We start from the raw sequence: 24461 nt of genomic DNA, 5'->3' as shown, positions 1-24461 counted from the left end.
GCCAAGTCACAATTCTATCGCGGCGCCTGCTGCTGCCGGTTCCGACCCAGCACATTGTCGATCCACTGCTGGTCGAGGCGTGGCGGCTGCGGCCGGTCGACGGGATTGGGCGCCGCCTGTTCGCTGTCGTCCGGCTGCTGCCGCTCCTCCGACGCCTGCTGGCCCCGCTCGATGGGCAAGCCATTTTCATCGACCATCATGCCCCCGTCCGTTCCGTTGTCGGGCTGGCCGTAATAGGCTTCGTCATCGGGTTCGAGCTGCCATTCGGGCAGAGTCACCTGCGTCTCGAACTGCTCGACCGGGCGTTTGGCGACGGCGACCTTCATATAGTCGGCAAAGGCATGGGCCGGCGCCCGGCCACCCTGCAACACGCCCACGGCGCGGGCGTCGTCACGCCCCATCCAGACGCCGGTGGTGATGCCGCTGGAGAAACCCAGAAACCAGCCGTCCTTGTTGCTGCTGGTGGTGCCGGTCTTGCCCGCGACCGGGCGGTCGATCTGCGCCGCCCTGCCGGTGCCGGTGCTGACGGCGGTCTGCATGAGGTCGGTCATGCCTGCCGCAACCCAGGGCGCAACCAGCACGCGACTGGTGTCGTCCTGATGCTCATAGAGAACCCGGCCTTCGGCGGTCGTCACCTTGGTGATGCCATAGGGCGTCACCGCCACGCCCTTGCGCGCGATCGAGGCGAAGGCGCGGGTCATGTCGATCAGCCGCACGTCGGATGTGCCCAGCACCATCGAGGGATGGGTGTTGATCGGCGTGGTGATGCCGAAACGCCGCGCCATGTCCGCGACCGTCGGGAAGCCGACCTCCACCCCCAGCTTCGCCGCCACGGTATTGACCGAATAGGCAAAGGCGGTGCGGATGTCGATGTCGCCGGAGAAGCGGCCATTGCTGTTGCGCGGCTTCCATCCGTTGATGTCGACCGCGCTGTCCGTGACGCCGGTATCGGGGGTATAGCCCGCCTCCAGCGCCGCCATATAGACGAAGATCTTCCAGGAAGAGCCCGGCTGACGCGTCGCGGTGGTGGCGCGGTTGTAATTGGAACTCACATAATCCAGCCCGCCGACCATCGCCCGCACCGCGCCGTCGCGGTCGAGCGACACCAGCGCGCCCTGCGTCCCATTGGGCACATTGGCCTGGATCGCCGCGGTCGCCGCCTTCTGCATGCCAAGGTCGATGGTGGTATAGACCTCCAGCGGCTCATTGGGCTCATCGATCAGCGTATCGAGCTGCGGCAGCGCCCAGTCGGTGAAGTAGCGCACGCTGTTCTGCGGCGGCTCAGGCGCCATCTTCACATCCTGAAGATGGGCATTGGCACGCTCGGCAGCGCTGATCTTGCCATTTTCCTGCATGAGTTCCAGCACCACGCCCGCGCGGCCGATGGCGGCATCGGCATCGGCGGTCGGGGAATAGCTGGAAGGCGCCTTGACCAACCCCGCGACGATCGCGGCCTCGGGGAGGTTCAGGCCGGTCGCGGGATGGCCGAAGAATTTCCGGCTCGCAGCGTCGATGCCATAGGCGCCGCCGCCGAAATAGACCTTGTTCAAATAGAGTTCGAGAATCTGCCGCTTGGAGAATTTGCGCTCCAGCGCCAGCGCCAGCACCATTTCGCGGACCTTGCGGCCCCAGCTATAGCTGTTGTTGAGGAAGATGTTGCGCGTCACCTGCTGGGTGATGGTGGAGGCGCCCTGCCAACGGCGACCGCTGCCGCGCCGCTCCATCGCCACCCAGGCCGCGCGGGCCATGCCGATGGGGTCGACGCCGGGGTGCAGATAAAAGCGCTTGTCCTCGGTCGAGACCATCGCGTCGACCATGACGGCCGGGATCTGGTCATAGCTCAGCCAGCGGCCGAAACTTGGCCCCAGCGAGACGATGACGCTGCCGTCCGCCGCATGGACGCGGATCATCTGCCCATTGGGCGAGGATTTGAGCGATTCATAATCGGGCAGCGACTGATAGGCGATGACCACCGCGACGACGATCGCGACGAGCGCGCTGAACGTGCCGACGAGGCCGATCTTCAGACCCCGCATCAGCCATTTCTTCACTCTGCCCCGCGGTTCGCTGCTCTTGCCTGATCGTGCCATGGTTCGCCCGGATATGCGCTATGTAATGCAGCGGCCAGTGGAAAACCCATGCAGGCCGCACAAAAATCGGGAATTCTCAAGAGTAGGGACGATTTACAGGCGATGAACCATCATTCGGCTTCGTCGCGCGGCTTGAAATCGAGCGACGCGCTGTTCATGCAATAGCGCAGGCCGTTGACCCCCGGCCCGTCGGGGAAAACATGGCCCAGATGCCCGCCGCAATTCGAACAGCGGACTTCGGTGCGGATCATGCCATGGCTCGTGTCGCGAATTTCATCGACCGCGTCGATATCGACCGGCGCGGTGAAGCTGGGCCATCCCGATCCGCTGTCATATTTTTCTTCCGCGTCGAACAGCTCCGTGCCGCAGCCCGCGCAGAAATAACGGCCATCGGTCTTGTTGCTGTTATATTTGCCGGTGAACGCCCGCTCCGTGCCACCCTCCCGCAGGATATGATATTGTTCGGGGGAAAGGCGCTCGCGCCATTCGGCGTCGGTCAGGTTGAGCTTGTCCATGCGCAGCAATATGGCGATGGCGGGACGTACGATCAAGCGCTTAGGATGCGCGCTGGCCATTGGAGCAATGTAGAGCCTATCGTTCCCGCGCCGCCTGCCGGGCGATGGCGAGCAGTTCGTGGCGGACCATCAGGTCGCCCAGACCCCTGCCCGACCGGCTGGCGCGCTCGGCCTGGGCCAGGCGCTGGATGACGCGGGCGATGCCGGGCGCGTCCCAGATGCGGACCTGGCGGGTGACGACACCCTTTTCCTTCCAGAAAACCGCCTTGCCCGCCATCTCGACCGCGCCCTCCAGCCTTCCGCTATCATCGAAATCGGCGCGGATATTGGCGAGCAGCATGGCGCGGGTGAGCAGCGGACGCAGCACCGCCGCCATCGCCGTCCCGGCCTCGGCCAGGCGCCCCAATTCCCGGTGCATGCCGCGCAGGTCGCCGCCCAGCACGGCATTGACCAAAGGTGCGGCGTCGCTATCGGGATTGTCGGCGGAAAGGGCATCCAGCGCTTCCTCGGTCGCCTCGCGCGGGCGATCGGGCGCGGCGTCGAGATAGAGGATCAGCTTCTCCACCTCCCCCGCCATCAGCGTGCGGTCGCCATTGGTGAGGTCGGCAATGCGGCGGCCCAGATCAGAGGAAAGGCGCAGCCCCCCCTCCCGCGCAATGCCGATGGCGATCTGCTCCGCCTCGCGCGCGTCGGGCTGGTAGGAGACGAAGGCCATCGTCTGCTTATGGTCGAGGGCGAGCTTGAGCAGCTTGGAGGCGGGTTTGAGCGCGCCGGCGATGGCGATGACGGGATTGCCCGCCACCTCCGCCTCCAGCAGCGCGGTCAGCGCGGGGAGCGATTCCTCCCCCATGCCGTTGATGCGAATCCAGCGCTTGTCCCCGAACATGGAGAAGGACGCCGCCTCATCCGCCAGCCGCGCCGGATCGTCGCGCAGCGTGGATCCGTCGAGGTCGATCCGCTCCGCCTCCGGCCCCATGGCGCGCTCCAGCCGCTTGGCGAGCGTAGCGCTGCCCGCTTCATCGGGGCCGTAGAGCAGGAAGAAGCGGCAGTCGGCAGGCGGCGCGTCGAGCGCCTTTTCGATCTGGCCGCGATTGGCCTTCAACGCGGCTTGTCCTGCGAACCATCCCGCGTCGCAAAGCGGGCGAGCCGGGCGACGATCTGGTCGGCAATGGTCTGCGACAGGCGTTCGAGCGCCGTGTCTTCCGCCGCGATGGTCGCATATTCGCTGGAAACCACGTCGATGCCGACATCCGACCCGGCGGTGTCGTCCAATATCTGTGCGCCGGTGGCGTCGTCGATAAGCTGATAGCGGGCGCGCAGGGTCCGCCGCTCGCGGGTGACGGCAGCGTCGGATCGCAGACCGAAGCCGCTGATATTGTCGTCCAGCTTCACCACCAGCTTGTAGCCGGGGCCAGTGCCGCTCATCGCCGCCAGCCGGTCGTTCAGCGCATTGCGCACCAGCCAGCCGCCCTTGCCCTCGATCGGCTGCACCTCGACACGCCCCAGCGCCTGCGCGACTACGCCTTGGCTGCCCCCGCTATAGACGGGGCGGAGGCCGCAGGCGGAGAGGGAAGCGAGGAGGAGCAGCGACAATAAGGGCTTCATGAGCAATCCTATATCCGTTCGCCCTGAGCTTGTCGAAGGGCAAGGCTTCGACTTGCCGAAGGCAAGTTTATCCTGAGCGCCTGCCTTGGCAGGCAGACGAAGGGCTCAGCCCGAACGGCGTTTTCAAACCACCAGATTCACCAGACGGTCCGGCACCACGATCACCTTCTTCGGCGTGGCACCATCCAGCGTCCGCACCACATTGGGCGCGGCGAGAGCCAGCTTTTCCAGCTCATCCTTCGGCGTGCCCTTGGGAACGGTGATGGTGTCGCGCAGCTTGCCCATGACCTGGCAGGCGATGGTGACTTCATCCTCGACCAGCAGCGCCGGATCGACCGGCGGCCAGGCGGCTTCCGCAATCAGACCCTGTTCGCCCATGTCCGCCCAAGCCTCTTCGGCCAGATGCGGGATCATCGGCGCGACCAGCAGCGCCAGCGCCCGGATCGCCGCGCTGCGGCTGGCGGAAGGCTTGGCCTTTTCGACCGCATTGGTGAGTTCGTAGATCTTCGCCACCGCCTTGTTGAAAGACAAAGCTTCGATGTCCTTGGCCACGCCGTCGATGGTCTGGTGCAGCTTGCGGTCGAGAGCCTTGTCCTGGCCCTCTGCGGCCTTGTCGGCTTCCCCGAACAGCCTCCACAGGCGATTGACGAAGCGCCACGAGCCTTCGATCCCCGCCTCGGTCCAGGGCAGGTCGCGCTCCGGCGGGCTGTCGGACAGCATGAACCAGCGCACCGCGTCCGCGCCATATTGGGCGATGATGTCATCGGGATCGACGACATTCTTCTTGGACTTGGACATTTTCTCGACGCGGCCGATCGTGACCGGCGCGCCACCGTCGAGCATCACCACCTTGTCGCCCTGCCGTTCCACATCCTGCGGGGCGAGCCAGGCGCCTTCGGGCGATTTATAGGTTTCGTGCGTCACCATGCCCTGGGTGAAGAGGCCAGTGAACGGCTCGGCAAAGCCGATCTGCCCCATATGCTGGAGTGCGCGGGTCCAGAAGCGCGCATAAAGCAGGTGCAGGATCGCATGTTCCACGCCGCCGATATATTGGCCGACGGGCAGCCATTTCTCGACCGTCTCGCGGTCGAAAGGCTTGTCCTTGGGCTGGCTGGCGAAACGGATGAAATACCAGCTCGAATCCGCGAAAGTGTCCAGCGTGTCGGTTTCGCGCCGCGCCGCCTTGCCGCATTTCGGGCAATCGACATGCTTCCAGCTCGGATGCCGGTCCAGCGGATTGCCGGGAATGTCGAAGCTGACATCCTCCGGCAGCACCAAGGGAAGCTGATCCTTGGGCACGCCCACGACCCCGCAATCCTCGCAATGGATGACCGGGATCGGCGTGCCCCAATAGCGCTGGCGCGAAACGCCCCAGTCGCGCAGGCGGAACACGGTGGTGCCGGTGCCCCAGCCGCCCTGTTCGGCGCGGCGGATCACCTCGCCCTTGGCATCATCGACGCTGAGGCCGTCGAGGAAGTCGGAATTCACCAGCTTGCCGGGGCCGACATAGGCCTCGTCCCCGATCCCCTTTTGCTCATCGCCCTGCGCGGCGACGACGCGCTCGACCGGCAGCATATATTTGCGCGCGAAGTCGAGGTCGCGCTGATCATGGCCCGGAACCGCCATGACGGCACCGGTGCCATAATCCATCAGCACGAAATTCGCCACGAACAGCGGCAGCTTGCGGTCCGTGAAGGGATGGATCACCGACAGGCCGGTATCATAGCCCTTCTTTTCCTGCGTCTCGATCTCGGCTGCGGCGGTGCCGGTCTGGCGGCATTCCTCGGCAAAGGCCGCGAGCGCCCCATCCTTTTCGGCCAGCGCCAGCGCGATCGGATGATCCGCCGCGATCGCCGCGAAGCTGGCCCCGAAAATCGTGTCGGGACGAGTGGAGAAGACCTCCAGATCGCTGATCTCGCCCACCGGCGCGTCCAGCTTGAAGCGGAATTGCAGGCCGACCGACTTGCCGATCCAGTTTTCCTGCATCAACCGCACCTTTTCGGGCCACTGGTCGAGCGTCTTGAGCCCGCTCAGCAGATCGTCCGCGAACTGGGTGATCTTGAGGAACCATTGGGAGAGCTTGCGCTTCTCGACCAGCGCGCCGGAGCGCCAGCCCTTGCCGTCGATCACCTGCTCGTTCGCCAGCACGGTCATGTCGACCGGATCCCAGTTGACCGCCGATTCCTTGCGATAGACCAGGCCCGCTTGCAGCATGTCGAGGAACAGCGCCTGTTCATGGCCGTAATAATCCGGCTCGCAGGTAGCGAGCTCGCGGCTCCAGTCGAGCGCGAAACCGAGCTTCTTGAGCTGCGCCCGCATCGTCGCGATGTTCTCGCGCGTCCAGCTACCCGGATGCACCTTCTTTTCCATCGCGGCATTTTCGGCGGGCATGCCGAAGGCGTCCCAGCCCATCGGGTGCAACACCTCATGCCCGGTCATCCGGCGGAAGCGCGCCAGCACGTCGCCCATCGAATAATTGCGCACATGGCCGATATGGATGCGCCCGGAGGGATAGGGGAACATCTCCAGCACGTAGCTGCGCGGCTTGTCGCTGCTGTCCGACGCCTTGAACGTCTGCTTCTCATCCCAGACGGCCTGCCAGCGGGCATCGGCCTCAAGCGGGTTGAAGCGCCTTTGCATGGGTTAGTCCTCAAAATGCGTTCGGGCCGAGCTTTTGCAAGCCCAGCCCCGTTGTTGAAATAATAGACGGATAAAGGGCTTTAGCCTGCGATCGCCATGCGACGCAGGTCGCGGGCCTTGGTCAGGATGATCTCTTCCAACTTCTGAACGGTCGCGGCCTGCACCGGGGCGTCGACCCACTGCCCATTCTGGCTGATCTGACGGCTGGCGGCGACGCGCAGCGCATCGGCGCGCAGATCCTGATCAAGGATCGAGACGGTCAGCTTCATCCGCTCATTGGGGCTGTTCGGATTGGCGTACCAGTCGGTGACGATGACGCCCCCGTTGGAATCCGTCTGCACCATCGGCATGAAGGACAACGTGTCCAGCGTCGCCCGCCACAGATAGGCGTTGACGCCGATGGTCGTCACCTTCGACGCGGCAAGGTCGGCCTTGGGGCGGTCCTTGGCCCCGCCTCCGCAGGCGGCGAGCGGCAGAAGTGCGGCCAGCAGCAGACCGGCGGAAAGGCGCGAAGAAAGGCGGCGGACCATCATTACTGTCCCATCAAACAAGAAAAACGCCCCGCTTCTATAGAGAAGCCGCGCCAATGGGCAAGGGGGACCGGGGCACCGCATGGCAACAGCCCATCGCGCGGCCGGCAGGAGTCCTGTGTGTTCCGTGCAACAGCTCGGACAAAAAACCGGTAGCGCTCTACCAATTCCAGAGCCTTGCGTATATGAGAGAAGGCAGAAAAGTAGTCGGTGGGGAAGAGATTCGTAACATGCGCCTGAAAAGGGGACATATCGCATTGGCAGGCTCGGCAATCGCCGTGGCCGGCTTCATGCTGTCTCCTGCCATCGGCGCGGCGACCGATCTCGTCCGCATGCGTGCCGAGACGCCGGTATCGTTGGGCGCGCTGGGCAGCATTTCCTCCTTCACCCCGACGACCAAGGATAGCCGCCTGGCCGCAGCCTATGCGAAGATCGCCGCGTCCGCGAGTCGCCAGAATTTCCGTTTCACGCCCACCAGCGGTTCGCTGAGCGGCCAGCGTTCGGTCACGGTCATGGTGCGCGCCGCCGACCTGAATGACCGGGTCGCCGTCAGCCGGACGCTCGATCCGGTGAATATCGCGCCCGTCGCGTTCAGCCTGAACAGCGCGCATAATTGGCGCAAGTTCGCCCTGCCCGAAGCGGTGGGCCGCAAGGAACTGGACCCGGTTTCGGTCGAACCGATCGCGGGCGCCAGGAATTTCTCGCTGGATCAGGGTCGCAAGGATCGCTTCAGCACGAAGGTGCTGATCGAAAGCCGCCGCGAGCCGGTCGCGACGATCCGCAATCCCAGCGCGGAAAAGGATTATTCGCTCGATCTGGCGAGTTCCTATTCGCTGACGCGCAATCTGAACGTTACGGCAGGCGTGCGCTATAATAACAGCTTCGCCGGCCGCCTGACGCCGATGACCGACGACCGCCAGGATGCGCAGGCCGTCTATCTGGGCACGATCTTCAAATTCTAAAACGCGGCCTTTAAAGGGCGACTGCATATTGGCTAGGTGGTTTGCCTGGGTCAGATATTGCCTGTTTTTGACCAATGCAAGCCATTGAGCGGATATGTGTTCCTGCGAAGGCAGGAGCACGATGCGCTTCAAGGAAAGCAGCGCGACGCAGACCGTCCACTCTCCACCCAAAGCCGTCATCATCACCCCTAAACCGACAGGCCGTCGATCGCCGCCCAGCCGGCCGCACCGATTCCCCTCAGCATAGGCCAATGCGCCGCGCGCACCCCACCCAAGGCGATTACCGGACCATTGCCCAACCGCGCCAGAGCCGCGAATCGCACCCGCCCCAATGCCCGCGCACCGACATGCGAGCGCGTCGGGAAAAGCGTAGAGAGAAAGACCAAATCGGCCCTAGCACGCAACGCCGCAACCATTTCCGGCTCGTCATGCGCCGGCATGCTATGAAGCAGCGCCCTTCCCCCGCCCAGCCGATCGCGCCCATGCCAGCCATCGGCACCCCAGCCCCGCGCCTGGCGCGCCGTTCCGCCCAGCATCAGCACTAGCCGCCGCGATCGCGCAATCCGCGCCACCCGGTCGAACAAGGTCCGGCGCTCCGCCTTGGGCGTGCGATAGTGCCGAAATATGACGCCCGCTTCCCCCATCGGCAGTCGCGCGACAGCGGCCAGCAAGGCCGCCTCCCCAACCCGTTCGTCGGTCATCAGCCAGATCGTCGGCAGTTTTTTGCGGTGGCGGCGCTGCATGACCCTAGCCTATAGCAGCCGCCATGACGATCGACAGCATCGAAGCCGCAAACCGGCTGGCCCAAGACCGATTGGCCCATGTGCGCGAAGCCATAGGCCGCGCCGCCCGCCTCACCGGCCGCACCGCCGACGACATCACCCTGATCGCCGTGTCCAAGACGCAAGGCTCCGACGCCATCCGCCCACTGATAGAAGCAGGCCAGCGCGTCTTCGGTGAAAATCGCGTGCAAGAAGCGGAAAGCAAATGGCCGGTCCTGCGGGAAGAGCATCCCGATCTCATCCTGCATCTGGTTGGCCAGCTTCAGTCGAACAAGGCAGGCGATGCGGTTGCGCTGTTCGACGTCATCCATTCGCTCGACCGCCTATCGCTGCTGACCACGCTGGCCAAGGCGATGGACGCGGCGGACAAGCGCGTGCCCTGCTTCCTTCAGGTCAATATCGGCGCGGAACCGCAAAAGGGCGGATGTCCGATCGCCGATGTTCCCGCGCTCATTCGTTCGGCGCGAGACGCCGATATTCCGCTGCTCGGCCTGATGTGCGTGCCACCCGCCGATGTCGAGCCTGCCCCCTTCTTCGCGCTGCTGGCGAAAATGGTGCGGGAAGAAGGGCTGGAACGGCTCTCCATGGGCATGTCGGGGGATTTTGAAACGGCGATCATGCTGGGCGCCACCGATATTCGCGTCGGCACGGCGCTATTTGGCGAGCGCCCTGCCGCTCGCCCGATACCGGGGAGCGGCAGGGGCATGATCAGAAACTCCCGCGCAGGGTGATCCCATAGGTGCGGGGGTCGCCCAGATAGGCCGAGATCAACTGGTTCGCCATCACATTGCCCGGCCGCCCGAACTGACCGATGGTGGACTGATCGGGGCTGCTTGACTGAAGCGGGCTGCTGAAAGCGACCTGGGTATAGTCCTGGTTGAAGATATTTTGGCCCCAGAATTCCACCGCCCAACGCTGCTGCGGCCCACGGATGCCGACGCGGGCGTTGAACACCGCATAGCCATCCTGCCGCTTTTCCGGGAACAGGTCGGACCCGGTGTTGAAGTCGCTGCTCATCCGCCCGTCGACATAGAAGAGCGCCGACAGCCCGCCAGTGCCCAGGCTGGGCGTCCAGGAGGCGCTGACCGTCGTCACCAGCTCCGGCGCTTGCGAGTTGATCGACCCCGGGAGCAGGAACAGCGCCGGATCGAGCGGCACCGCCCCATTGCCACTGCCGACCAGCCGGTTGGCGAATTTGGCGCGCGCATAGGTGAAGCCCCCGGCAAAACGGACGTTGCGCACCGGCGTTGCCGACAGTTCCAGCTCCACGCCCTGGCTGATCAGGCCCGGTCCCACATCCCCGCTGGCGCAGGTCCGCGCCGTCGTCAGCGCGCTGTCGCAACCATTGATGTTCTGGACGACGAAGCTGGTGCCGTTGAAGGTGTTCAACTGGAAATTCTTGAACTCCTGCCGGAAGACAGCGACATTCGCGCTCCATTTGGACCGGGTATATTTCAGGCCGATTTCGAACGCGTCCACCTTCTCCGCCGCAAAGCGCAGACTGGTCACGTCGGCATCGCTGCGCGGCGCGAACACCGCCGGAACCGGGTTCAAACCCGTCGATCCGAGCTGGAAGCGATCGAGATTATAGCCGCCCGCCTTATAGCCCTTCGAATAGCTGCCATAGACCAGCAGTTCGTTGACCGGCTTCCATGACAGGACGGCGGTGCCGGAAAACTGGCCATCGCTGATCTTGTCATTGAGGTTGAGCGCGTTGAGACCCGTCGAGCCGTTGCCAAGGCAGCCCAGCGTCAGGATTCCACCCGCCAATGTGGCCCCGTTCGATCCGACAGGCGCACCGGGAATCTGCCCGGTCGCCAATTCGTAAAGATCATTGAATGGTCCCGGATTGCGCGTCTGAAGCGCTGCGCAGGTGGCATTGTCATTATTGAGATCAGCCGAAAAGCGCTTGGTCTCATGCGTGTAGCGCAGCCCCAGCGTCAGATCGAGCTGCTTGGTCAGATGGACAATGTTGTGGGTGAAAAGTGCCCAATTCTCGCTAGTCTGAAAATAGCGGGAGCTGACGTCACCCACATTGCCGATGCCATACAGCCGATCGAGCGCACCATTGACGAGCGGCGCCAGCGGTCCGAACGAAGCGGTCGCCGCAGCCCGACCGGTCGGCGTGAGGCAGCGCTGCTGTGATGGATCGATGAAGGGAGCAAGTCCACTGGGATTTGCCCCGGCACCGAGCAAAAGCCGACAGGTCGCAAAGGCGCCATAATCCGCGCCGAAACGGATATTATCCTCTAACGTCAGCTTTTCATGCGCGTAATAGCCGCCCACCAGCCAGTCCAGAACATCATTGAAGGCCGACCCCTGCGCCCGCAGCTCCTGGGTGAAGGTTCTGAACTGGCGATAGGTGTTGGGATCACGATAGAGCAGATCGGCCCCGCTATAGTCGTAATCGCCATAATCCTGGCTCTTATAGTCGCGATAGGCGGTGATGCTGGTCAGCTTGGCGCCGCCCAGATCATAATTTATCTCACCTGAGACGCCCCAATCCTTGAGCTTGCTGACATAATTGCGGCCGGGCGTGATGGTGAGGTTGCGGTCATAGGGATCGGCGGCGAAGACGCTGCCCTGCCGCGCCAGAAGCGTTGCTATGCGGTTGGACGACGCGGTGCGGTAGCCCCCGCCCGCCAGCGGCAGCCGCTCGCGCGTCTCGATATAGGCCGCGCCGCAGCAGCTTTCGTCGCGGTTGGTATAATCCCCGATCAGGCGGATGGAGAGCGCGTCATTGGGTTCGAACAACGCCTGCCCGCGCAGGAAATAGCGGTCGCGGTCATTGGTCTCCCCGACCTTGCCGCCGCTGACGTTCACCAGATCGTAGAAGCCGTCGCGCTTCGACCAGACGCCGTCCAGGCTGAGCGCCAACTGATCGGTGACCGGTCCGGTGATGCGGCCCGCCAGACGCCAATAATCATAATTGCCGTAGGTGACTTCAGCTTTGCCCGCGAGCTTGGACTCCGGCGCCTTGCTGATGATGTTGATCAGGCCCGCCGAAGCGTTGCGCCCGAACAACGTGCCCTGCGGCCCGCGCAGCACCTCGACCCGCTCGATCTCGCCCAGTTCGTTGAGGCCCGCGCCGGTGCGCGAGCGATAAACTCCGTCGATGAACACCGCGACCGAACTTTCCAGCCCCGGATTGTCGCCCACCGTGCCGATGCCGCGAATGCGCGCCGACGCATTGGCCTCCGTCCCCGTGGAGGACAGCAGCAGCGAGGGCGCCAACTGGTTGAGAGCGCGGATATCGGTGGCGCCGCTATTCTGCATCGCCTGCGCTGTGACGGCGGACACGGCGATCGGCACGTCGGACAGCGGGCTGGCGCGCCGCGTGGCCGTGACGATGATGTTGACGCTGTCCTGATCGACCGCCGCGCCACCTTCCTGCGCCCATGCGACCGGAACACTGCTGCCCAATGCGACGACACCGGCAGAAATCAGCCAAAGGCTCTTGTTCATGATGATGCTCCCTCTCGTCATCCGCGCGACTTGGGTGCCGCGTCGATATTATCGTCCAACTATGCTGACACGGCAGGACGAAGGCAAGAATAGCCGTGATTTTCTAGGCTCTTGACCGCTCGTCGCAACCGGATTCTCATCCACTGTTGCTTAACGGCGACAGCTTAAATTCCGGTTTCCGTTACGTCCTTTATGCTATGGGAAATCGCAGCAGCCGACCCGCAACCGGCACCAATGCGGTCGCGCCCTCGCCCATTACGCGCCGGATTTCGCCATGACCGGCATCGAGACCCCCTGTCAGCGCCCCCAATGCGGGCAGAATCAATTTGGTGCGCGATCCCACGAAGCAGCGCCGCGACACGTGTCGTCCCCGCACCGAAAGACGGAATTTGGGGTGAAAATGCCCCGATATTTCCGGTTGGAGATCCGCAGGATCAGCCTCATGCCGCAGCCAGATGCCATCGACCTGCATGTCAACGCGCGGTTCTCCGCCCGGCGTGTCGGCCATGCCGACATCGTGATTGCCGGTGATCCAGACCCAGTCGAGCCGGTCCGTCAGCGCCGTCAACCGCGCCCGCGTCCCCTGATCGAGCCGTGCCGCGCCATCGGCATCGTGAAAACTGTCGCCCAGGGACCAGACAGCCCGCGCGCCCGTCCGTTCGACCAGCATCTCGATCATATCCAGCGTCGCCCGGCTGTCATGCGGAGGCAGGAACTGTCCGAAGCGCGCAAACCAACTCGCCTTTTCGAAATGCAGATCGGCCACCAGCAAAGCCGAGCGCGCCGGCCAGAACAGCGCCGCTTCCGGCAATGCCAGAAATTCGTGACCCGCGAACGAAAGGGGAACCATAGGCCGGCTATGCGCCCTTGCCCTCCGGCTTTCAAGAGGGCGGCGAAGCGGCTATGGGCGCTGCCATGGAGTCCGTTTTCACCATCGCCGCGCTTTACCGCTTCGCATCCTTCCCCGATCCGGACGCGATCGCCCGCGATTTGCGCCTGCTTTGTGCGGATCTGGAGACATGCGGCACGCTGATCGTGGCGGGCGAGGGGATTAACGGTACGGTCGCGGGGAGCGAGGCGGCGATTAAGGCGCTGGTGGCGCATATCCGCGCCCTGCCCGGCTGCGCCGATCTCGACGTCAAATATGCCCATAGCGATGAAGCCCCCTTCGCCCGGATGAAGGTGAAGGTGAAGACGGAGATCGTCACCTTGGGCGCGGGCGATCTCGATCCGGCGAACCAGGCGGGCGCCTATCTCGATCCGGCGGACTGGAACGCGCTGATCGCTGATCCCGACACGGTGATCATCGACACGCGCAACGCCTATGAGGTGGCGGTCGGCAGCTTCGAAGGCGCGATCGATCCGGGTACACGCTCCTTCCGCGATTTCCCCGCCTGGTTCGACGATTTTGCCGAAAAGCTGCGCGAAGAGGGCCGTGAACCCCGCATCGCCATGTTCTGCACCGGCGGCATCCGATGCGAGAAATCGACCGCGCTGGTCCGCGCCCGCGGCTTTGACGAGGTCTATCATCTGCGCGGCGGCATCTTGCGCTATCTGGAGGAAATACCCGAAGCGGACAGCCGCTGGCAGGGCGATTGCTATGTCTTCGACGAGCGGGTGGCCGTGGGCCATGGGCTGAAACAGGGCGATTATGTCACCTGCCGCGACTGCGGATTGCCCTATAACCGCACTGCCGCGCATGATTGTCCGGCGGATTCTTCGGGCGCATGGCCGCACAGAAAGCAGGGTTAAGCGGGCGTTTCGACCAGTTCCGCTATCTCGAACGCATAGCTTTTCCAGCCGCGCATCCGGGCACCTTCTTCCACCGCCGTCCGCTTCTTCTTCGCCTCGGCCAGCGAGCGCGCATGACCCCAGAACACCTCCGTCCTGCCATTTTCCAGTATCGCGACGATCCGCCAATAATGGGTGAAGGCGTCCGCCGTCGGCCCGATGGTCTTCACATAGCCGTCCGGCATCGTGGCTGTCAGATAGCGCTTCTTCCTGCCCATGCGTCCTTCAGCCCATGAAGCGATGCAGCGCCGTTCCATAGGCGCGTAACCACGCCCGCGCCGGTCGGGGATCTTCCCCCAAAATCCGCTTGTGCGCCGCATGGAAGGCCGGGCTGTGGTCCATGTGCAGCAGATGCGCCAGTTCATGCGCCACGGTCGCCCGGCGCACCTCGGGCGGGCAGAGGATCAGCCGCCAGCTATAGCGGATCGCACCGCTGGAGGCGCAACTCGCCCAGCGGCTGCGCGGATCGCCAATGCCGACCGACGCCACGATCAGTCCATTATCCCGCGCCATTGCATGGCTTTCGGTTTCCAGCACCGTCTTCGCCCGCGTCTTCAGCCAGCGCAGCACGCGCGGCCCCACCGATTCCGCCGCCCCGCCGAGCAGCAACCGTTCGCCCTCCAGCCGGATCGTGCGGGGGGCGCCTTCGACCCAACAGATGCGCACCTCCCGCCCCTCCAGCGGAAAGACGGCGCCGTCGCAAAGCGTCACTTGCGCCGGTTGCCGCGCCATTTGCGACCGGACCCAGCCCTCATGCTCCTGCGCCCAGCCGAGAGCTTGCTTCAGATTGGCGCGTGTAGGCAGCGAGAGCCGCAACTCCCCCCGCGCATGGTCCAGCGACAGCCGATAGGCCTTGGCCCGCGCCGACCGGCGTATCCGCACCGGAACGGCGACACCGTCGACGACAAGGACGGCGTCAGAGCTCTCTGTCGACAAGATGGTTTTCCCAATCGCCCGCATCGGCCTCGGCAATCGTCCAGCCGCGCACGGACTCCTTCGCCTTATGCACCGCTTCCCGATCGCCGCAGATCAGATAATGCCATTCCGGCAGCGGCTTGCCTTCGCCGCGCAGCCGATAGGCGCAGGTGCGCGGCAGCCAGCCGATCGTCTTCACCTTCGCAGGCGTCAGACGCACGCAATCGGGCACGAAGCGGCGCCGTTCCTTGTAATTGGTGCATTGTCCGCTGTGCCGGTCGAGCAACCGGCAAGCGACATTGGTGGGGTAGATTCGCCCCGTATCTTCATCCTCAGCCTTGTGCAGGCAGCATTTGCCGCAACCGTCGCACAGGGCTTCCCATTCGGCGCGGTCCAGCTTGTCGAGGGGCTTTTCCCAGAAGTCCAACCGTCACTTCACCCATTTTTCGAGGAAGGCGATCACCTTGCCGGGATCGCCCTCATCAGCGTCCGGCGTCCCCGGATCGTCCACCGGCACCAAAGCGACCGGCGCGCCATCGGTCCCGAAAAGATAGGGCGTCCGGCTGTGGCTGACCAGATAGCCGCTCGCGCCCTTCGCCTCTTCCTTATTGTAGAGCACAACGAAATCCTTGGCCACCTTGGCGATCTCGTCCGGCGTGCCGGTCAGGCCGATCAGCCGGGGGTGGAAGGCCGCGACATAGGTTTTGAGGACCGGAGGCGTATCCCGTTCCGGATCGACGCTGATGAAGATCGGCTGGAGCTTCGCGGCAAGGGCCGGTTGGTCCTTCTCGAACTTGGCAAAGCCCTGCATGATCCGTTGCAGGTCGATGGGACAGACATCGGGGCAATAGGTGTAGCCGAAATAGACCAGCCGGTATTTGCCCTTGAAATCCTCCCAGCGGACTTTTTTCCCATCCTGGTCGGTCAGGGTGAAGGGCGCGCCGATGCTCGCCCCATGCAGATCGCCCTGGGCGCTCTCCTCACCGCTTGATGCATTGCCTCCTGTCCCCATATTACAGGCTGCCAGCAGGGCGGTCAGCGGCAGGGCGAGCGAAATCAGCGCTTTGTTCATGGCGCCGCCAGCCATGCCCTGCTATGGCCCGATTTGCAAATCCCAACGGGGCTATGGACAAAATGACAGGACGTTTTCCGGCTTGGATGGGCGTTGGCCGTGCCGCCGCTCTGGCCTTGGCGCTGCTGTCGCCGGTCGCGGCGCAGGCGCAGTTTTCGGACAATTACAACTTTCTGAAGGCGGTCAAGGATGCCGATGGGCAGAAGGTGACCGACCTGATCCAGAAGCCCGGCTCCACCGTCATCAACAGCCGGGACGTGACCACGGGCGACACCGCGCTGCATCTGGTCGTCGCCCGGCGCGACAATACATGGCTGACTTTCCTGCTCGCCAAGGGTGCGAACCCGAACCTGACCGACAACAACGGCAACACGCCGCTGATGGACGCGGTGCAGGCCCGGTTCGAGGAAGGCGCGCGCAGCCTGCTCACCTATAATGCGCTGGTGGACAAGGCCAATGGCAGCGGTGAAACGCCGCTGATCCGGGCGGTGCAACTGCGCGATCTCGGGCTGGTCCGGTTGCTGGTGGCGCAGGGGGCCAATCCCGACAAGCGCGATACGATCGCCGGCATGTCGGCGCGGGACTATGCGCAGCGCGATGGCCGCACACCGGGGCTGGTGGAAGCGCTGAACGCGGCGAAGACGACGGCTGCGCCCAAGGGGCCGGTTCAGGGGCCGGTATTCTGATTTTGGCTAATAGGGAACGTTGATAATATCGTCATTCCAGCGAAAGCTGGGATCTCAGGCGATAGTGCACGACCTGGCCTCACGAGATCCCAGCTTTCGCTGGGATGACGGAAATGATGTCCGCCTTCCCATCCATCTCCGCCCAAGTCATACTACCATCCCAGTTCCGCCGCATGGTCCGGGTCGGCCAGCGCTGTCAGCCGTCGCGCTGCCCGCCGGGCGAAGCGCAGAGTCTCCGCCTTGCGCCGCGCCGCCGCCAGCGGTTCCATCGGCGCCGGGCGGACCAGTTCGGCATCATATTGATCCGCGACGATCAGTCCGGTCCGTCCGGGCCACAGCGCCTCACTCTCGAACAACGACAGGTCGAATCCCGACGGCACCGCCCAGAAATAGCGGTCGCAATAGTCGAAATAATCCGGCCATTTCATGTCGCCCAACAGGTCGGCGCGACTGCATTTGATCTCCACGATGGTGATCCGCCCCGCCCCATCCAGCGCCATGATATCGGCGCGACGGCCATTGGGCAGCGGTACTTCCAATATGCCGCTCATATCGTGCCGGAAGAACAGGCGCAACGTGCCCCGCGCCACGGCCAGCGCCGTGCCGTCAGTCAGGGGCGAGCAACTGTCGGAAAAGTCGGATTCCATGCACCCCTTTTAGAACAGGACGGGAACAAAAAGAAAGGACCGATTCAGGCATCGCCCGAACCGGCCCTCTTCACCCCCTTCGCGCCCGGCGCGAAAGCGTGTCAGCGATAGAAGATATGATTGTCGATCGCGGCGAGCTGGCGCTTGCCCCAGCCCGGCGAAACGCGGCGGGCATGGAAAAACAGCGCGCCCTCGGCCTTGCTGTCCCAGCTATCGTCCATCGCGATCTGGGCGATGGCGACCGCTTCGCGCCAGCTTTCGCTGCCCATGCGGATCGACGGCATGCCGCGGCCGCGCACAAAGCTGAACTGGCCCGGCTGGTAGACGACGCCGCACAGGCTGTCGGCAAAGCGGCCGGACTTGGCGCGGTTGATGATGACGCGGGCAACGGCCAACTGGCCTTCCAGGCTTTCGCCCTTGGATTCGAAATAAACGGCGCCGGCCAGGCACTTCATATCGCCTGCAACATCCTCGGCCACGCCTTGCGCGTTCACGAGGGCGGCGAGATTGTCTGCCTTCACATCGTCGCTGTCGGAAAGAGGAGCCAGCGACTGCGCGACTTCGCGCGGCGCGGCAAAAGTGACGGCGGGCTTCACGCCGGCCGGAGCTGCATTGAGCTCATTGCTCCCCGGAAGGGAGAGAACCGACGGAGCCGCTTCGGAAGCGCTCGACATGTCGGCTGTGGTCAACGCCGCAGTGGCGGACAGGGAAAATGCCGCGACGATCGCAGCCCTTAGACGAAAACTCATTACAGCTCAAAATCGTGCGGTTCTTGGCCGAGGACGTCAAAACCCCAAAACACCGACGTCCGGCCGCCCCCCGTCTGCGTGTTTACCGCATCCGCCCCCCATGGACGAAAACCGGCAACCTGCGCGTTGAAGCGTCGGAGGCCTGTGCCCGCGCACGGGAAATGAGTCAACGATCAACAGATCGTTTCAGCGGCGAACCGTTCCACATCCGCGATATCAAGCTCCACAACCCACAGATCGGGGTCCGACCTCAGGCGACGCTCCAAATATTGCGCCATAGCCTCGGCGCCCTTTTCCGGGTCCGGGCCACATCGGGTCAGGCTATAGCCGCCCGCAAAGTCAGAAACGCGCTCGAACAAGCCTAGTTCCCGCCCTTTTTCAAGCGCTTGAATCAGAATCACGCCGCTGATCGCATCGCCCTTGACCAATATCGTGGCAAAGCCGCCCGCCGCTGCGCTGCGCCGCACCAGAACGCCGACCAGCATCGCGCTGGTCAGCCGGGCGTCGGTGGGTCGATCAGGCGGCATAGCCCGGCAGCGAAGACAGCGGGAATTGCGACCGCATGAAGGTGCCGGTGCCGCGCCCAACCTCCTCACCCTCCGTATCGATCAGGCTCGCTTCGGCAACATAGACGCGCCGCTTGCCGCTGATCCACCGCCCTTCGGCGCGGATGCGGCCGGGTCCGATCGGTCGGGTGAACAACAGGTTGAAGCTGGTCGTCAGCAGAAAACGGTCGCTGACCAGACTGTTCGCGGCGTAAAAGGCCGCATCGTCCAGCATCTTGAAATAGACCGTGCCATGTATCGCGCCGGCTGCATGAAACTGGCTCTCATCCACATCGAAATGGATGACCGACCGGCCTTCTTCCGGGATCGTCAGTTCCGACTGGAACAACCGGTTGATCGGCGCGGAGCGATAGAGATTCTCCAACGCCCGGAAATGCGCCGCCTCTCCGCTGGGCGACACGCCAGTACCAGGCCCGGAATCAGGCAGCGTCACGCGCCTCGCCACCGGCGAGCAGGGCATGGAGCGCCGCGGTCGACTTGGCGCCGCGCAGGCGGGCGACCTGCCCCTCATCGCGCAGATAGCGCGAAACGCGGGCTAGGGTCTTCAGATGCTCGGCCCCGGAATCGACCGGCGAGAGCAGCGCGAAGACGATGTCCACCGGCGCTTCGTCCACCGCGTCGAACGACACCGCCGGATCGAGCAGGACGACCACGCCGCACATCTTCTGCAGGTCGGGAATCTTGGCATGGGGAATTGCGACGCCGCCACCAAAACCGGTGGACCCGAGCTTTTCGCGCTCCAGCAGCGCCTCGGCCACCAGATCGGCGTTCAAGCCATAGGCCGCTGCCGCCAACACGGCGATCTTCTGAAACAACTGCTTCTTGCCATTCACCGAAAGGCCTGTGCCCAATGCATCCGGTGCGACGATATCGTTGAAATGAACCATGCCGAATCCCAGCCGAGCCGCGCCCAGCTTCGGAAAAATGACGCAATGCCCGGATCTTTAAAGTCCGGCCCCATAGGCCGCCAGCCGATCAAGGTCAACCGGCGGCCAAGGGAACGATATCAGCCCAGGCGCGGTTCCACCCAGCCGATGGTCCCGTCATGCCGGCGATAGACCATGTTATAGGCGGCCGTCCCGGCATTGACGAACAGCAGGGCGTTCGTATTGCGCAGGTCCAGCATCATGACTGCGTCGGACACGCTGGCTTCGGGAATGTCGACGCGAGTTTCCGCCACGATCAGTGGAGCTTCGGCCGGTTCCTCTTCATCGGCCAAGGAAGCGAAAATCGTATAGCCCGCCCCGTCCAGTCCATCGGGACCAAAACCGTTGGTCCGGCTGGCTTCGGCGGCGGCGGCCTGCGCGCTGCGGTCCTTCAGGCGGCGCAGATAGCGGCGCAACTGCTTTTCGATCCGCTCGGCGGCCTGTTCGAAGGCCGGATGTGCCTCCTGCGCCTCGCCCGCTCCTTTCAGGATCAGGCCGGTCATGACATGGCAGACGATGTCGCAATGGAAGGCGCCGTGCGGAGCCGGCCGGAATGTCACCTGGGCGGAAAGCGCGCGGGAAAAATATTTCTCGGCCATGGCCTCCAGACGGGTCCAGACATGCTCCTTGAGCGCGTCACCCGTATCGACCTGATGCCCGGAAACACGAATATCCATATGCCTTCTCCTTATTCTTGCCGAACCGCCCGGGATGGCGATCCGGTTGGCATGGAGGCTTGAAGGCAGTGCATCCCGGAAGAGGGACGGCTGTAATCAGGCCTCCTCAAGCCAGAGCGGCTTGTCCAGCGTCGCGACGAACGCTGCATGCCTCTCCAGCTCCTCCGCGCTGGCCGCAAAGACGCGCGCGGGGCGTACAGGGCGAACCGCTACTTTCGCCGCAAGTTCCATATTTACAACGAGTTTCTCTTCCTCCTGTGCAAGACCAAGGCCGATCTGACGGCCGCCGGTCAGTTCGATGTAAAGCTGGGCCAGCAATTCGGCGTCGAGCAAGGCGCCATGCTTGATGCGATGGCTGCGGTCGATACCGTAGCGGGTGCAGAGCGCGTCCAGGCTGTGCTTGGCGCCGGGGTGGAGTTGGCGGGCGATGGCGACGGTGTCGATCATCCGCTCCATCGACACTTCGGGCAGGCCGCAAAGCTTGAGTTCATGATTGAGGAAGCCGAAGTCGAAGCGCGCATTATGCGCGACCAGATGGCTGTCCTCCAGAAAGGCCAGCAATTCCTGGACACCGTGCGAAAACACCGGCTTGTCCCTCAGAAAACCGTCCGACAGCCCGTGCACGGCCTCCGCCGCTGCGGGCATAGACCGCTGCGGATTATAATAAGCATGGAAGGTACGGCCCGTGGGCACCCGATTGAAGAGCTCAATACATCCGATTTCGACCAGACGATCGCCTGAGGCAGGGTCGAAGCCAGTCGTTTCGGTGTCGAAAATAATCTCGCGCATCGCCCTCTTCAACGACTCTGGCCGGCCAATCTCACCGGACCCCTCTTATCGGCCTGTCTTCGCACCAAGGCAAGCGACCAAGCGGCGTACCTGAAAACGTGTCTCAGCGAAGGTCGTCCCTGTGTGAATGATATAGTCAGCCCGCCGCCGCTTTTCAGCATCGGGTGTTTGCAGATGGACAATCCGGCGGAATTTTGCAGCGGTCATGCCGGGCCGGGCCAGGACTCGCTTGCGCTGCTTCCAGGCGGGGGCAGTGACCACGATGACGCCTGCCAGCCTGCGATAGCCATGGGTCTCGAACAGCAGCGGAATATCCAGCACGACGAATTTTCGCGACCGATGCCGACGCAGAAAGGCCTTACGGCTCTGTTGCACGGCAGGATGAACGATCGCTTCCAACGCCTTCAGCTCATGAGCATGGCCAAAGACTGCCGCGCCCAGTTTCGCCCGGTCGACGCCCTTGGAGCCCGTCGTGCCGGGAAAACGCGCCTCTATCGCGGGCAGCAGCGCCCCGCCCGGCCCTTGCAAGCGGTGCACCTCGGCATCGGCATCGAACAAAGGCACGCCCTCGCGCCGCAACATGGCGGCCACGGCCGATTTGCCCATGCCGATGGAGCCGGTGAGGCCGTAGATCTTCATGGACGTCAGGCAGCGAGCAGCAAGGCGCGCAATTCCTCGTCCCGCTCGCGCGGCGCCTCGGCATCGAAGAAGATGTCGAAGGCCAGTGCCGCCTGCCCGATCAGCATTTCCAGCCCATCGAGGGTCTTGAGACCCCTCGCCCGCGCCGTCTTGAGCAATTGCGTCTCCAGCGGCGCATAGACGATATCATAAACGGTCGCGTCGTCAGCCAGGGGTTTGAGGTCCAGATCCAGCAGCGGTTGCCCCACCATGCCAAGCGAGCTGGTGTTGACCAGCAGGTCGGCCCTGGGTAGCGCATCCGCCATGCCGATTACCCGGCCCTTGACCCCTGCGCGGTCGAGCAACGCCTGCCCTCGCCCCGCATCACGCGCCATGACCGTGATGTCGGGCACGCCCAGACTCGTCAGCGCGAACAATATCGCCCGCGCCGCACCCCCCGCGCCGACCAGCACCGCGCTCTGCCCCTTCCACTTGTCGCGCAGCAGCGGCTGGAGGAATCCGCCCGCATCGGTATTGGTGCCGATCAACGGTCCGCCCGTTTCGCTGGCGATGGTGTTCATCGCCCCGATCCGTTCGCGTACGCCGCCCGGATCGTCGGTATAGTCCATCACCGCGATCTTGTGCGGAATCGTGACATTGCAACCCAGCCAATCGGGATCGGCCCGCCGCGCCAGGAAATAGGCGGACAGCCCCTCGCTGGTCACATGGGTCTTCTTATATTCCGCCTCGATACCCAACGCATCGAGCCAGAAATTATGGATCAGCGGTGATTTGCTGTGCGCGATCGGATCACCGATCACTTCGGCATAAGGGAGCTTGTCGGTCATGACGCCAGAACGCCCCGGACGCGCAGAAAGTCAAGCAAAGGCAGCAGGGGCAGGCCTTGAATCGCGAATTGGCTGCCTTCGACCTTCGCAAAAAGCTGTGCGCCCGGACCCTCGATCCGATAGCAGCCGACGCACCAACGGCAATGCTCCCAATCGCCGTCGAGATAGGAGGTGATGAAAGCCTCCGACAAGGGCCGCACAGTCATCCGCACCCGCTCGATATGCCGCCAGATCGGCTCGCCATTAAGCGCGATCACCGCCGCGCTGTGCAGATGATGCACCCGGCCAGAGAACAACTTCAATATGCGCTCGGCATCGGTACGGTCGAGCGCCTTGTCGATCATCGTGCCCTCGTCCAGGCTCAGGGTCTGGTCGCAGCCCAGCACCAGCCCGCCCGGCACCCGCCGCGACACGCGGAGCGCCTTCAGCTCCGCCAGCGCATCGGCCAGTTGCCGGGCATCCAGACCGTCGGCGCGCAGGGCTTCTTTGGCCGCTTCCTCGTCGACGCCGGGCGACAGCGCCTCGAACGGCACCTGCGCCGCTTCCAGCAGCGCCCGGCGGCTCGCGCTTTGCGATGCCAGCACGATCATGGTCTCATGCTCCTTCCGCCAGCACGCGGTCGTTGAACAGGTTGATGATGGCGGCTGCCGCTTCCTCGATCGACCGGCGGGTCATATCGATCACCGGCCAGCCATTATCCGCGAACATGCGCCGGGCGAAGGCCAGTTCCTCCTGCACCTTTTCCAGATTGACATAGCTGGTTTCCGGCGCCTGGTTCAAGGAAAGCAGCCGGTTGCGGCGGATCTGCACCAGCCGCTCCGGACTGACGGTCAGCCCCACCACCATCGGATGCTTCAGCGAATAGAGGGTGCGCGGTGGCGGCGACTGGATTACCAGAGGAATATTGGCGGTTTTATACCCGCGATTGGCAAGATAGATGGAGGTCGGCGTCTTGGAGGCGCGGGAAACACCGGCGAGGACGATATCGGCCTCCTCCCAATTTTCATGGCCGACGCCGTCATCATGGGCGATGGTGAATTGGATCGCCTCGATCCGCGCGAAATAGGCTTCGTCGAGAATATGTTTGCGGCCCGGCCGGTTGCGGGTTTCCTGCCCCAATATGTTGGACAGCGCATCGGTCACGCTGTCAAGCGCGGCCACATGCGGCAGGCCGAGCGCCCGGCAGCGCGTCTCCAGCCGCCGACGAAGCTGGTGGTTGGACAGGGTGAATAGCACCAGGCCGGGATTAGCGGCGATCTCCTCCATGATCCGATCAAGATGGACATCGGAGCGCACCATCGGCCAGAAATGGCGCACCGCCTCGACATTTTCGAACGCGCCGATCGCCGCCTTGGCGATGTTTTCCAGCGTTTCGCCGGTCGAGTCCGAAAGCAGATGGAGATGAATGCGCGACATTTCTGGTTTCTCTTTGGGGCGCGAATATCTCTGTGGGCAGGCTGTGGATAAAGCAAGGGATAGGTTGCGGGCAAAATCAGGCGCTTATCGCCCTCCTCGATTCCGGAAATCTTGTCCACAGCCCGCCAACAGATTGAAATTTATACCCACAGCCTGTGGATAACGGGGATAA

At 63.7% G+C, this 24461-nt stretch carries 28 protein-coding genes; 4 read left to right on the top strand and 24 right to left on the bottom strand.

Annotated elements, in window-relative coordinates; all coding sequences use genetic code 11:
* Positions 1-14 precede the first annotated feature (14 nt).
* The 6 genes from K426_RS00140 to K426_RS00115 all read right to left on the bottom strand — a co-directional run bounded on the left by K426_RS00140 (position 15) and on the right by K426_RS00115 (position 7380).
* On the bottom strand, positions 15-2090 hold the full coding sequence (locus tag K426_RS00140; protein WP_066552771.1) for a transglycosylase domain-containing protein: 2076 nt from the start codon (positions 2088-2090) through the stop codon (positions 15-17).
* 110 nt (positions 2091-2200) lie between these two features.
* Complete coding sequence (gene msrB / locus K426_RS00135; RefSeq protein WP_066561197.1) at positions 2201-2605, bottom strand: peptide-methionine (R)-S-oxide reductase MsrB; 405 nt, start codon at positions 2603-2605, stop codon at positions 2201-2203.
* 76 nt (positions 2606-2681) lie between these two features.
* A complete protein-coding gene (gene holA / locus K426_RS00130; RefSeq protein ID WP_066552769.1) occupies positions 2682-3707 on the bottom strand; it encodes a DNA polymerase III subunit delta in 1026 nt (341 codons plus the stop codon).
* Positions 3704-4210 (bottom strand): LPS assembly lipoprotein LptE, encoded by a 507-nt coding sequence (lptE, locus tag K426_RS00125; protein WP_066552767.1) that lies wholly within the window; start codon positions 4208-4210, stop codon positions 3704-3706. The genes holA and lptE overlap by 4 nt, the downstream gene beginning before the upstream one ends.
* A 123-nt stretch (positions 4211-4333) precedes the next feature.
* Positions 4334-6850, bottom strand: a complete 2517-nt coding sequence (leuS, locus tag K426_RS00120; RefSeq protein ID WP_066552765.1) for a leucine--tRNA ligase — start codon at positions 6848-6850, stop codon at positions 4334-4336.
* 80 nt (positions 6851-6930) lie between these two features.
* Positions 6931-7380 carry a DUF3576 domain-containing protein gene (locus K426_RS00115; RefSeq protein WP_066561195.1) on the bottom strand — a complete coding sequence of 150 codons (450 nt, stop codon included), beginning with the start codon at positions 7378-7380 and terminating at the stop codon, positions 6931-6933.
* Between the two features lie 230 nt (positions 7381-7610).
* Here K426_RS00115 and K426_RS00110 point away from each other — a divergent pair, with 230 nt between their 5' ends.
* Complete coding sequence (locus tag K426_RS00110; protein WP_066552762.1) at positions 7611-8342, top strand: hypothetical protein; 732 nt, start codon at positions 7611-7613, stop codon at positions 8340-8342.
* 188 nt (positions 8343-8530) lie between these two features.
* Here K426_RS00110 and K426_RS00105 read toward each other — a convergent pair whose 3' ends face one another.
* Positions 8531-9085 carry a thiamine phosphate synthase gene (locus tag K426_RS00105; RefSeq protein ID WP_066552760.1) on the bottom strand — a complete coding sequence of 185 codons (555 nt, stop codon included), beginning with the start codon at positions 9083-9085 and terminating at the stop codon, positions 8531-8533.
* A 23-nt stretch (positions 9086-9108) separates the two neighbouring features.
* On the opposite strand from K426_RS00105, the gene K426_RS00100 reads away from it, so the two are divergent.
* On the top strand, positions 9109-9855 hold the full coding sequence (locus tag K426_RS00100; RefSeq protein ID WP_066552757.1) for a YggS family pyridoxal phosphate-dependent enzyme: 747 nt from the start codon (positions 9109-9111) through the stop codon (positions 9853-9855).
* Here K426_RS00100 and K426_RS00095 read toward each other — a convergent pair.
* Both K426_RS00095 and pdeM read right to left on the bottom strand, forming a co-directional pair.
* Positions 9833-12589 (bottom strand): TonB-dependent receptor, encoded by a 2757-nt coding sequence (locus K426_RS00095; protein ID WP_066552754.1) that lies wholly within the window; start codon positions 12587-12589, stop codon positions 9833-9835. The two genes, K426_RS00100 and K426_RS00095, sit on opposite strands and share 23 nt — an antisense overlap.
* Positions 12590-12779: 190 nt before the next feature.
* Positions 12780-13439, bottom strand: a complete 660-nt coding sequence (pdeM, locus tag K426_RS00090) for a ligase-associated DNA damage response endonuclease PdeM (RefSeq protein ID WP_066552751.1) — start codon at positions 13437-13439, stop codon at positions 12780-12782.
* A 65-nt stretch (positions 13440-13504) separates the two neighbouring features.
* Here pdeM and trhO point away from each other — a divergent pair, with 65 nt between their 5' ends.
* Positions 13505-14341 carry an oxygen-dependent tRNA uridine(34) hydroxylase TrhO gene (trhO, locus tag K426_RS00085; RefSeq protein ID WP_082748738.1) on the top strand — a complete coding sequence of 279 codons (837 nt, stop codon included), beginning with the start codon at positions 13505-13507 and terminating at the stop codon, positions 14339-14341.
* On the opposite strand, the gene K426_RS00080 is transcribed toward trhO, so the two are convergent.
* The 4 genes from K426_RS00080 to K426_RS00065 are packed head-to-tail and all read right to left on the bottom strand — an operon-like array spanning position 14338 to position 16382.
* Positions 14338-14598, bottom strand: a complete 261-nt coding sequence (locus K426_RS00080; RefSeq protein ID WP_066552739.1) for a hypothetical protein — start codon at positions 14596-14598, stop codon at positions 14338-14340. The two genes, trhO and K426_RS00080, sit on opposite strands and share 4 nt — an antisense overlap.
* Positions 14599-14605: 7 nt before the next feature.
* Positions 14606-15316 (bottom strand): M48 family metallopeptidase, encoded by a 711-nt coding sequence (locus K426_RS00075; RefSeq protein WP_066552736.1) that lies wholly within the window; start codon positions 15314-15316, stop codon positions 14606-14608.
* Positions 15297-15722 carry a YcgN family cysteine cluster protein gene (locus K426_RS00070; protein ID WP_066552733.1) on the bottom strand — a complete coding sequence of 142 codons (426 nt, stop codon included), beginning with the start codon at positions 15720-15722 and terminating at the stop codon, positions 15297-15299. Before K426_RS00070 ends, K426_RS00075 begins: the two co-directional genes overlap by 20 nt.
* Before the next feature lie 3 nt (positions 15723-15725).
* The gene (locus tag K426_RS00065; protein ID WP_197672735.1) at positions 15726-16382 is read right to left on the bottom strand and encodes an SCO family protein; all 657 of its coding nucleotides are present in this window, start codon (positions 16380-16382) and stop codon (positions 15726-15728) included.
* Between the two features lie 47 nt (positions 16383-16429).
* Here K426_RS00065 and K426_RS00060 point away from each other — a divergent pair, with 47 nt between their 5' ends.
* Complete coding sequence (locus K426_RS00060; protein ID WP_237229858.1) at positions 16430-17053, top strand: ankyrin repeat domain-containing protein; 624 nt, start codon at positions 16430-16432, stop codon at positions 17051-17053.
* Positions 17054-17205: 152 nt separating this feature from the next.
* On the opposite strand, the gene K426_RS00055 is transcribed toward K426_RS00060, so the two are convergent.
* The 11 genes from K426_RS00055 to K426_RS00005 all read right to left on the bottom strand — a co-directional run bounded on the left by K426_RS00055 (position 17206) and on the right by K426_RS00005 (position 24289).
* Entirely contained in the window at positions 17206-17700 is a 495-nt protein-coding gene (locus K426_RS00055) for an MmcB family DNA repair protein (protein WP_066552727.1), read from the bottom strand.
* Between the two features lie 101 nt (positions 17701-17801).
* Positions 17802-18449, bottom strand: a complete 648-nt coding sequence (locus K426_RS00050) for a cell wall hydrolase (RefSeq protein WP_066552725.1) — start codon at positions 18447-18449, stop codon at positions 17802-17804.
* Between the two features lie 173 nt (positions 18450-18622).
* On the bottom strand, positions 18623-18934 hold the full coding sequence (locus K426_RS00045; protein ID WP_087575998.1) for a DUF1491 family protein: 312 nt from the start codon (positions 18932-18934) through the stop codon (positions 18623-18625).
* 31 nt (positions 18935-18965) lie between these two features.
* On the bottom strand, positions 18966-19475 hold the full coding sequence (locus K426_RS00040) for a PaaI family thioesterase (protein ID WP_066552715.1): 510 nt from the start codon (positions 19473-19475) through the stop codon (positions 18966-18968).
* The gene (locus K426_RS00035) at positions 19435-19902 is read right to left on the bottom strand and encodes a PTS sugar transporter subunit IIA (protein ID WP_066552713.1); all 468 of its coding nucleotides are present in this window, start codon (positions 19900-19902) and stop codon (positions 19435-19437) included. The genes K426_RS00040 and K426_RS00035 overlap by 41 nt, the downstream gene beginning before the upstream one ends.
* Before the next feature lie 119 nt (positions 19903-20021).
* Positions 20022-20618, bottom strand: a complete 597-nt coding sequence (hpf, locus tag K426_RS00030) for a ribosome hibernation-promoting factor, HPF/YfiA family (RefSeq protein ID WP_066552710.1) — start codon at positions 20616-20618, stop codon at positions 20022-20024.
* 96 nt (positions 20619-20714) lie between these two features.
* The gene (dnaQ, locus tag K426_RS00025) at positions 20715-21407 is read right to left on the bottom strand and encodes a DNA polymerase III subunit epsilon (protein WP_066552707.1); all 693 of its coding nucleotides are present in this window, start codon (positions 21405-21407) and stop codon (positions 20715-20717) included.
* Positions 21408-21452: 45 nt separating this feature from the next.
* A complete protein-coding gene (gene coaE / locus K426_RS00020; protein ID WP_066552704.1) occupies positions 21453-22046 on the bottom strand; it encodes a dephospho-CoA kinase in 594 nt (197 codons plus the stop codon).
* Between the two features lie 5 nt (positions 22047-22051).
* A complete protein-coding gene (aroE, locus tag K426_RS00015) occupies positions 22052-22873 on the bottom strand; it encodes a shikimate dehydrogenase (RefSeq protein ID WP_066552702.1) in 822 nt (273 codons plus the stop codon).
* Positions 22870-23463, bottom strand: a complete 594-nt coding sequence (locus tag K426_RS00010; protein WP_066552700.1) for a Maf family protein — start codon at positions 23461-23463, stop codon at positions 22870-22872. Before K426_RS00010 ends, aroE begins: the two co-directional genes overlap by 4 nt.
* 4 nt (positions 23464-23467) lie before the next feature.
* Positions 23468-24289, bottom strand: coding sequence for a pyruvate, water dikinase regulatory protein (locus tag K426_RS00005; RefSeq protein ID WP_066552696.1), 822 nt, complete (start codon positions 24287-24289; stop codon positions 23468-23470).
* Positions 24290-24461: the final 172 nt, after the last annotated feature.

The sequence above is a fragment of the Sphingobium sp. TKS genome (assembly GCF_001563265.1).
Classification (GTDB): Bacteria; Pseudomonadota; Alphaproteobacteria; order Sphingomonadales; family Sphingomonadaceae; genus Sphingobium.
The sequence above is the reverse complement of the archived record's forward strand: the minus strand, read 5'-3'. Positions and strand labels throughout refer to the sequence as shown.

Coding starts and splice junctions, on each gene's coding strand:
- K426_RS00140 (WP_066552771.1), bottom strand. CDS start 2,090: ATGGCACGATCAGGCAAGAGCAGCGAACCGCGGGGCAGAGTGAAGAAA.
- msrB (WP_066561197.1), bottom strand. CDS start 2,605: ATGGACAAGCTCAACCTGACCGACGCCGAATGGCGCGAGCGCCTTTCC.
- lptE (WP_066552767.1), bottom strand. CDS start 4,210: ATGAAGCCCTTATTGTCGCTGCTCCTCCTCGCTTCCCTCTCCGCCTGC.
- leuS (WP_066552765.1), bottom strand. CDS start 6,850: ATGCAAAGGCGCTTCAACCCGCTTGAGGCCGATGCCCGCTGGCAGGCC.
- K426_RS00115 (WP_066561195.1), bottom strand. CDS start 7,380: ATGGTCCGCCGCCTTTCTTCGCGCCTTTCCGCCGGTCTGCTGCTGGCC.
- K426_RS00110 (WP_066552762.1), top strand. CDS start 7,611: ATGCGCCTGAAAAGGGGACATATCGCATTGGCAGGCTCGGCAATCGCC.
- K426_RS00105 (WP_066552760.1), bottom strand. CDS start 9,085: ATGCAGCGCCGCCACCGCAAAAAACTGCCGACGATCTGGCTGATGACC.
- K426_RS00100 (WP_066552757.1), top strand. CDS start 9,109: ATGACGATCGACAGCATCGAAGCCGCAAACCGGCTGGCCCAAGACCGA.
- K426_RS00095 (WP_066552754.1), bottom strand. CDS start 12,589: ATGAACAAGAGCCTTTGGCTGATTTCTGCCGGTGTCGTCGCATTGGGC.
- pdeM (WP_066552751.1), bottom strand. CDS start 13,439: ATGGTTCCCCTTTCGTTCGCGGGTCACGAATTTCTGGCATTGCCGGAA.
- trhO (WP_082748738.1), top strand. CDS start 13,505: ATGGAGTCCGTTTTCACCATCGCCGCGCTTTACCGCTTCGCATCCTTC.
- K426_RS00080 (WP_066552739.1), bottom strand. CDS start 14,598: ATGGGCAGGAAGAAGCGCTATCTGACAGCCACGATGCCGGACGGCTAT.
- K426_RS00065 (WP_197672735.1), bottom strand. CDS start 16,382: ATGGCTGGCGGCGCCATGAACAAAGCGCTGATTTCGCTCGCCCTGCCG.
- K426_RS00060 (WP_237229858.1), top strand. CDS start 16,430: ATGACAGGACGTTTTCCGGCTTGGATGGGCGTTGGCCGTGCCGCCGCT.
- K426_RS00055 (WP_066552727.1), bottom strand. CDS start 17,700: ATGGAATCCGACTTTTCCGACAGTTGCTCGCCCCTGACTGACGGCACG.
- K426_RS00050 (WP_066552725.1), bottom strand. CDS start 18,449: ATGAGTTTTCGTCTAAGGGCTGCGATCGTCGCGGCATTTTCCCTGTCC.
- K426_RS00045 (WP_087575998.1), bottom strand. CDS start 18,934: ATGCTGGTCGGCGTTCTGGTGCGGCGCAGCGCAGCGGCGGGCGGCTTT.
- K426_RS00040 (WP_066552715.1), bottom strand. CDS start 19,475: ATGCCCTGCTCGCCGGTGGCGAGGCGCGTGACGCTGCCTGATTCCGGG.
- K426_RS00035 (WP_066552713.1), bottom strand. CDS start 19,902: ATGGTTCATTTCAACGATATCGTCGCACCGGATGCATTGGGCACAGGC.
- hpf (WP_066552710.1), bottom strand. CDS start 20,618: ATGGATATTCGTGTTTCCGGGCATCAGGTCGATACGGGTGACGCGCTC.
- dnaQ (WP_066552707.1), bottom strand. CDS start 21,407: ATGCGCGAGATTATTTTCGACACCGAAACGACTGGCTTCGACCCTGCC.
- coaE (WP_066552704.1), bottom strand. CDS start 22,046: ATGAAGATCTACGGCCTCACCGGCTCCATCGGCATGGGCAAATCGGCC.
- aroE (WP_066552702.1), bottom strand. CDS start 22,873: ATGACCGACAAGCTCCCTTATGCCGAAGTGATCGGTGATCCGATCGCG.
- K426_RS00010 (WP_066552700.1), bottom strand. CDS start 23,463: ATGATCGTGCTGGCATCGCAAAGCGCGAGCCGCCGGGCGCTGCTGGAA.
- K426_RS00005 (WP_066552696.1), bottom strand. CDS start 24,289: ATGTCGCGCATTCATCTCCATCTGCTTTCGGACTCGACCGGCGAAACG.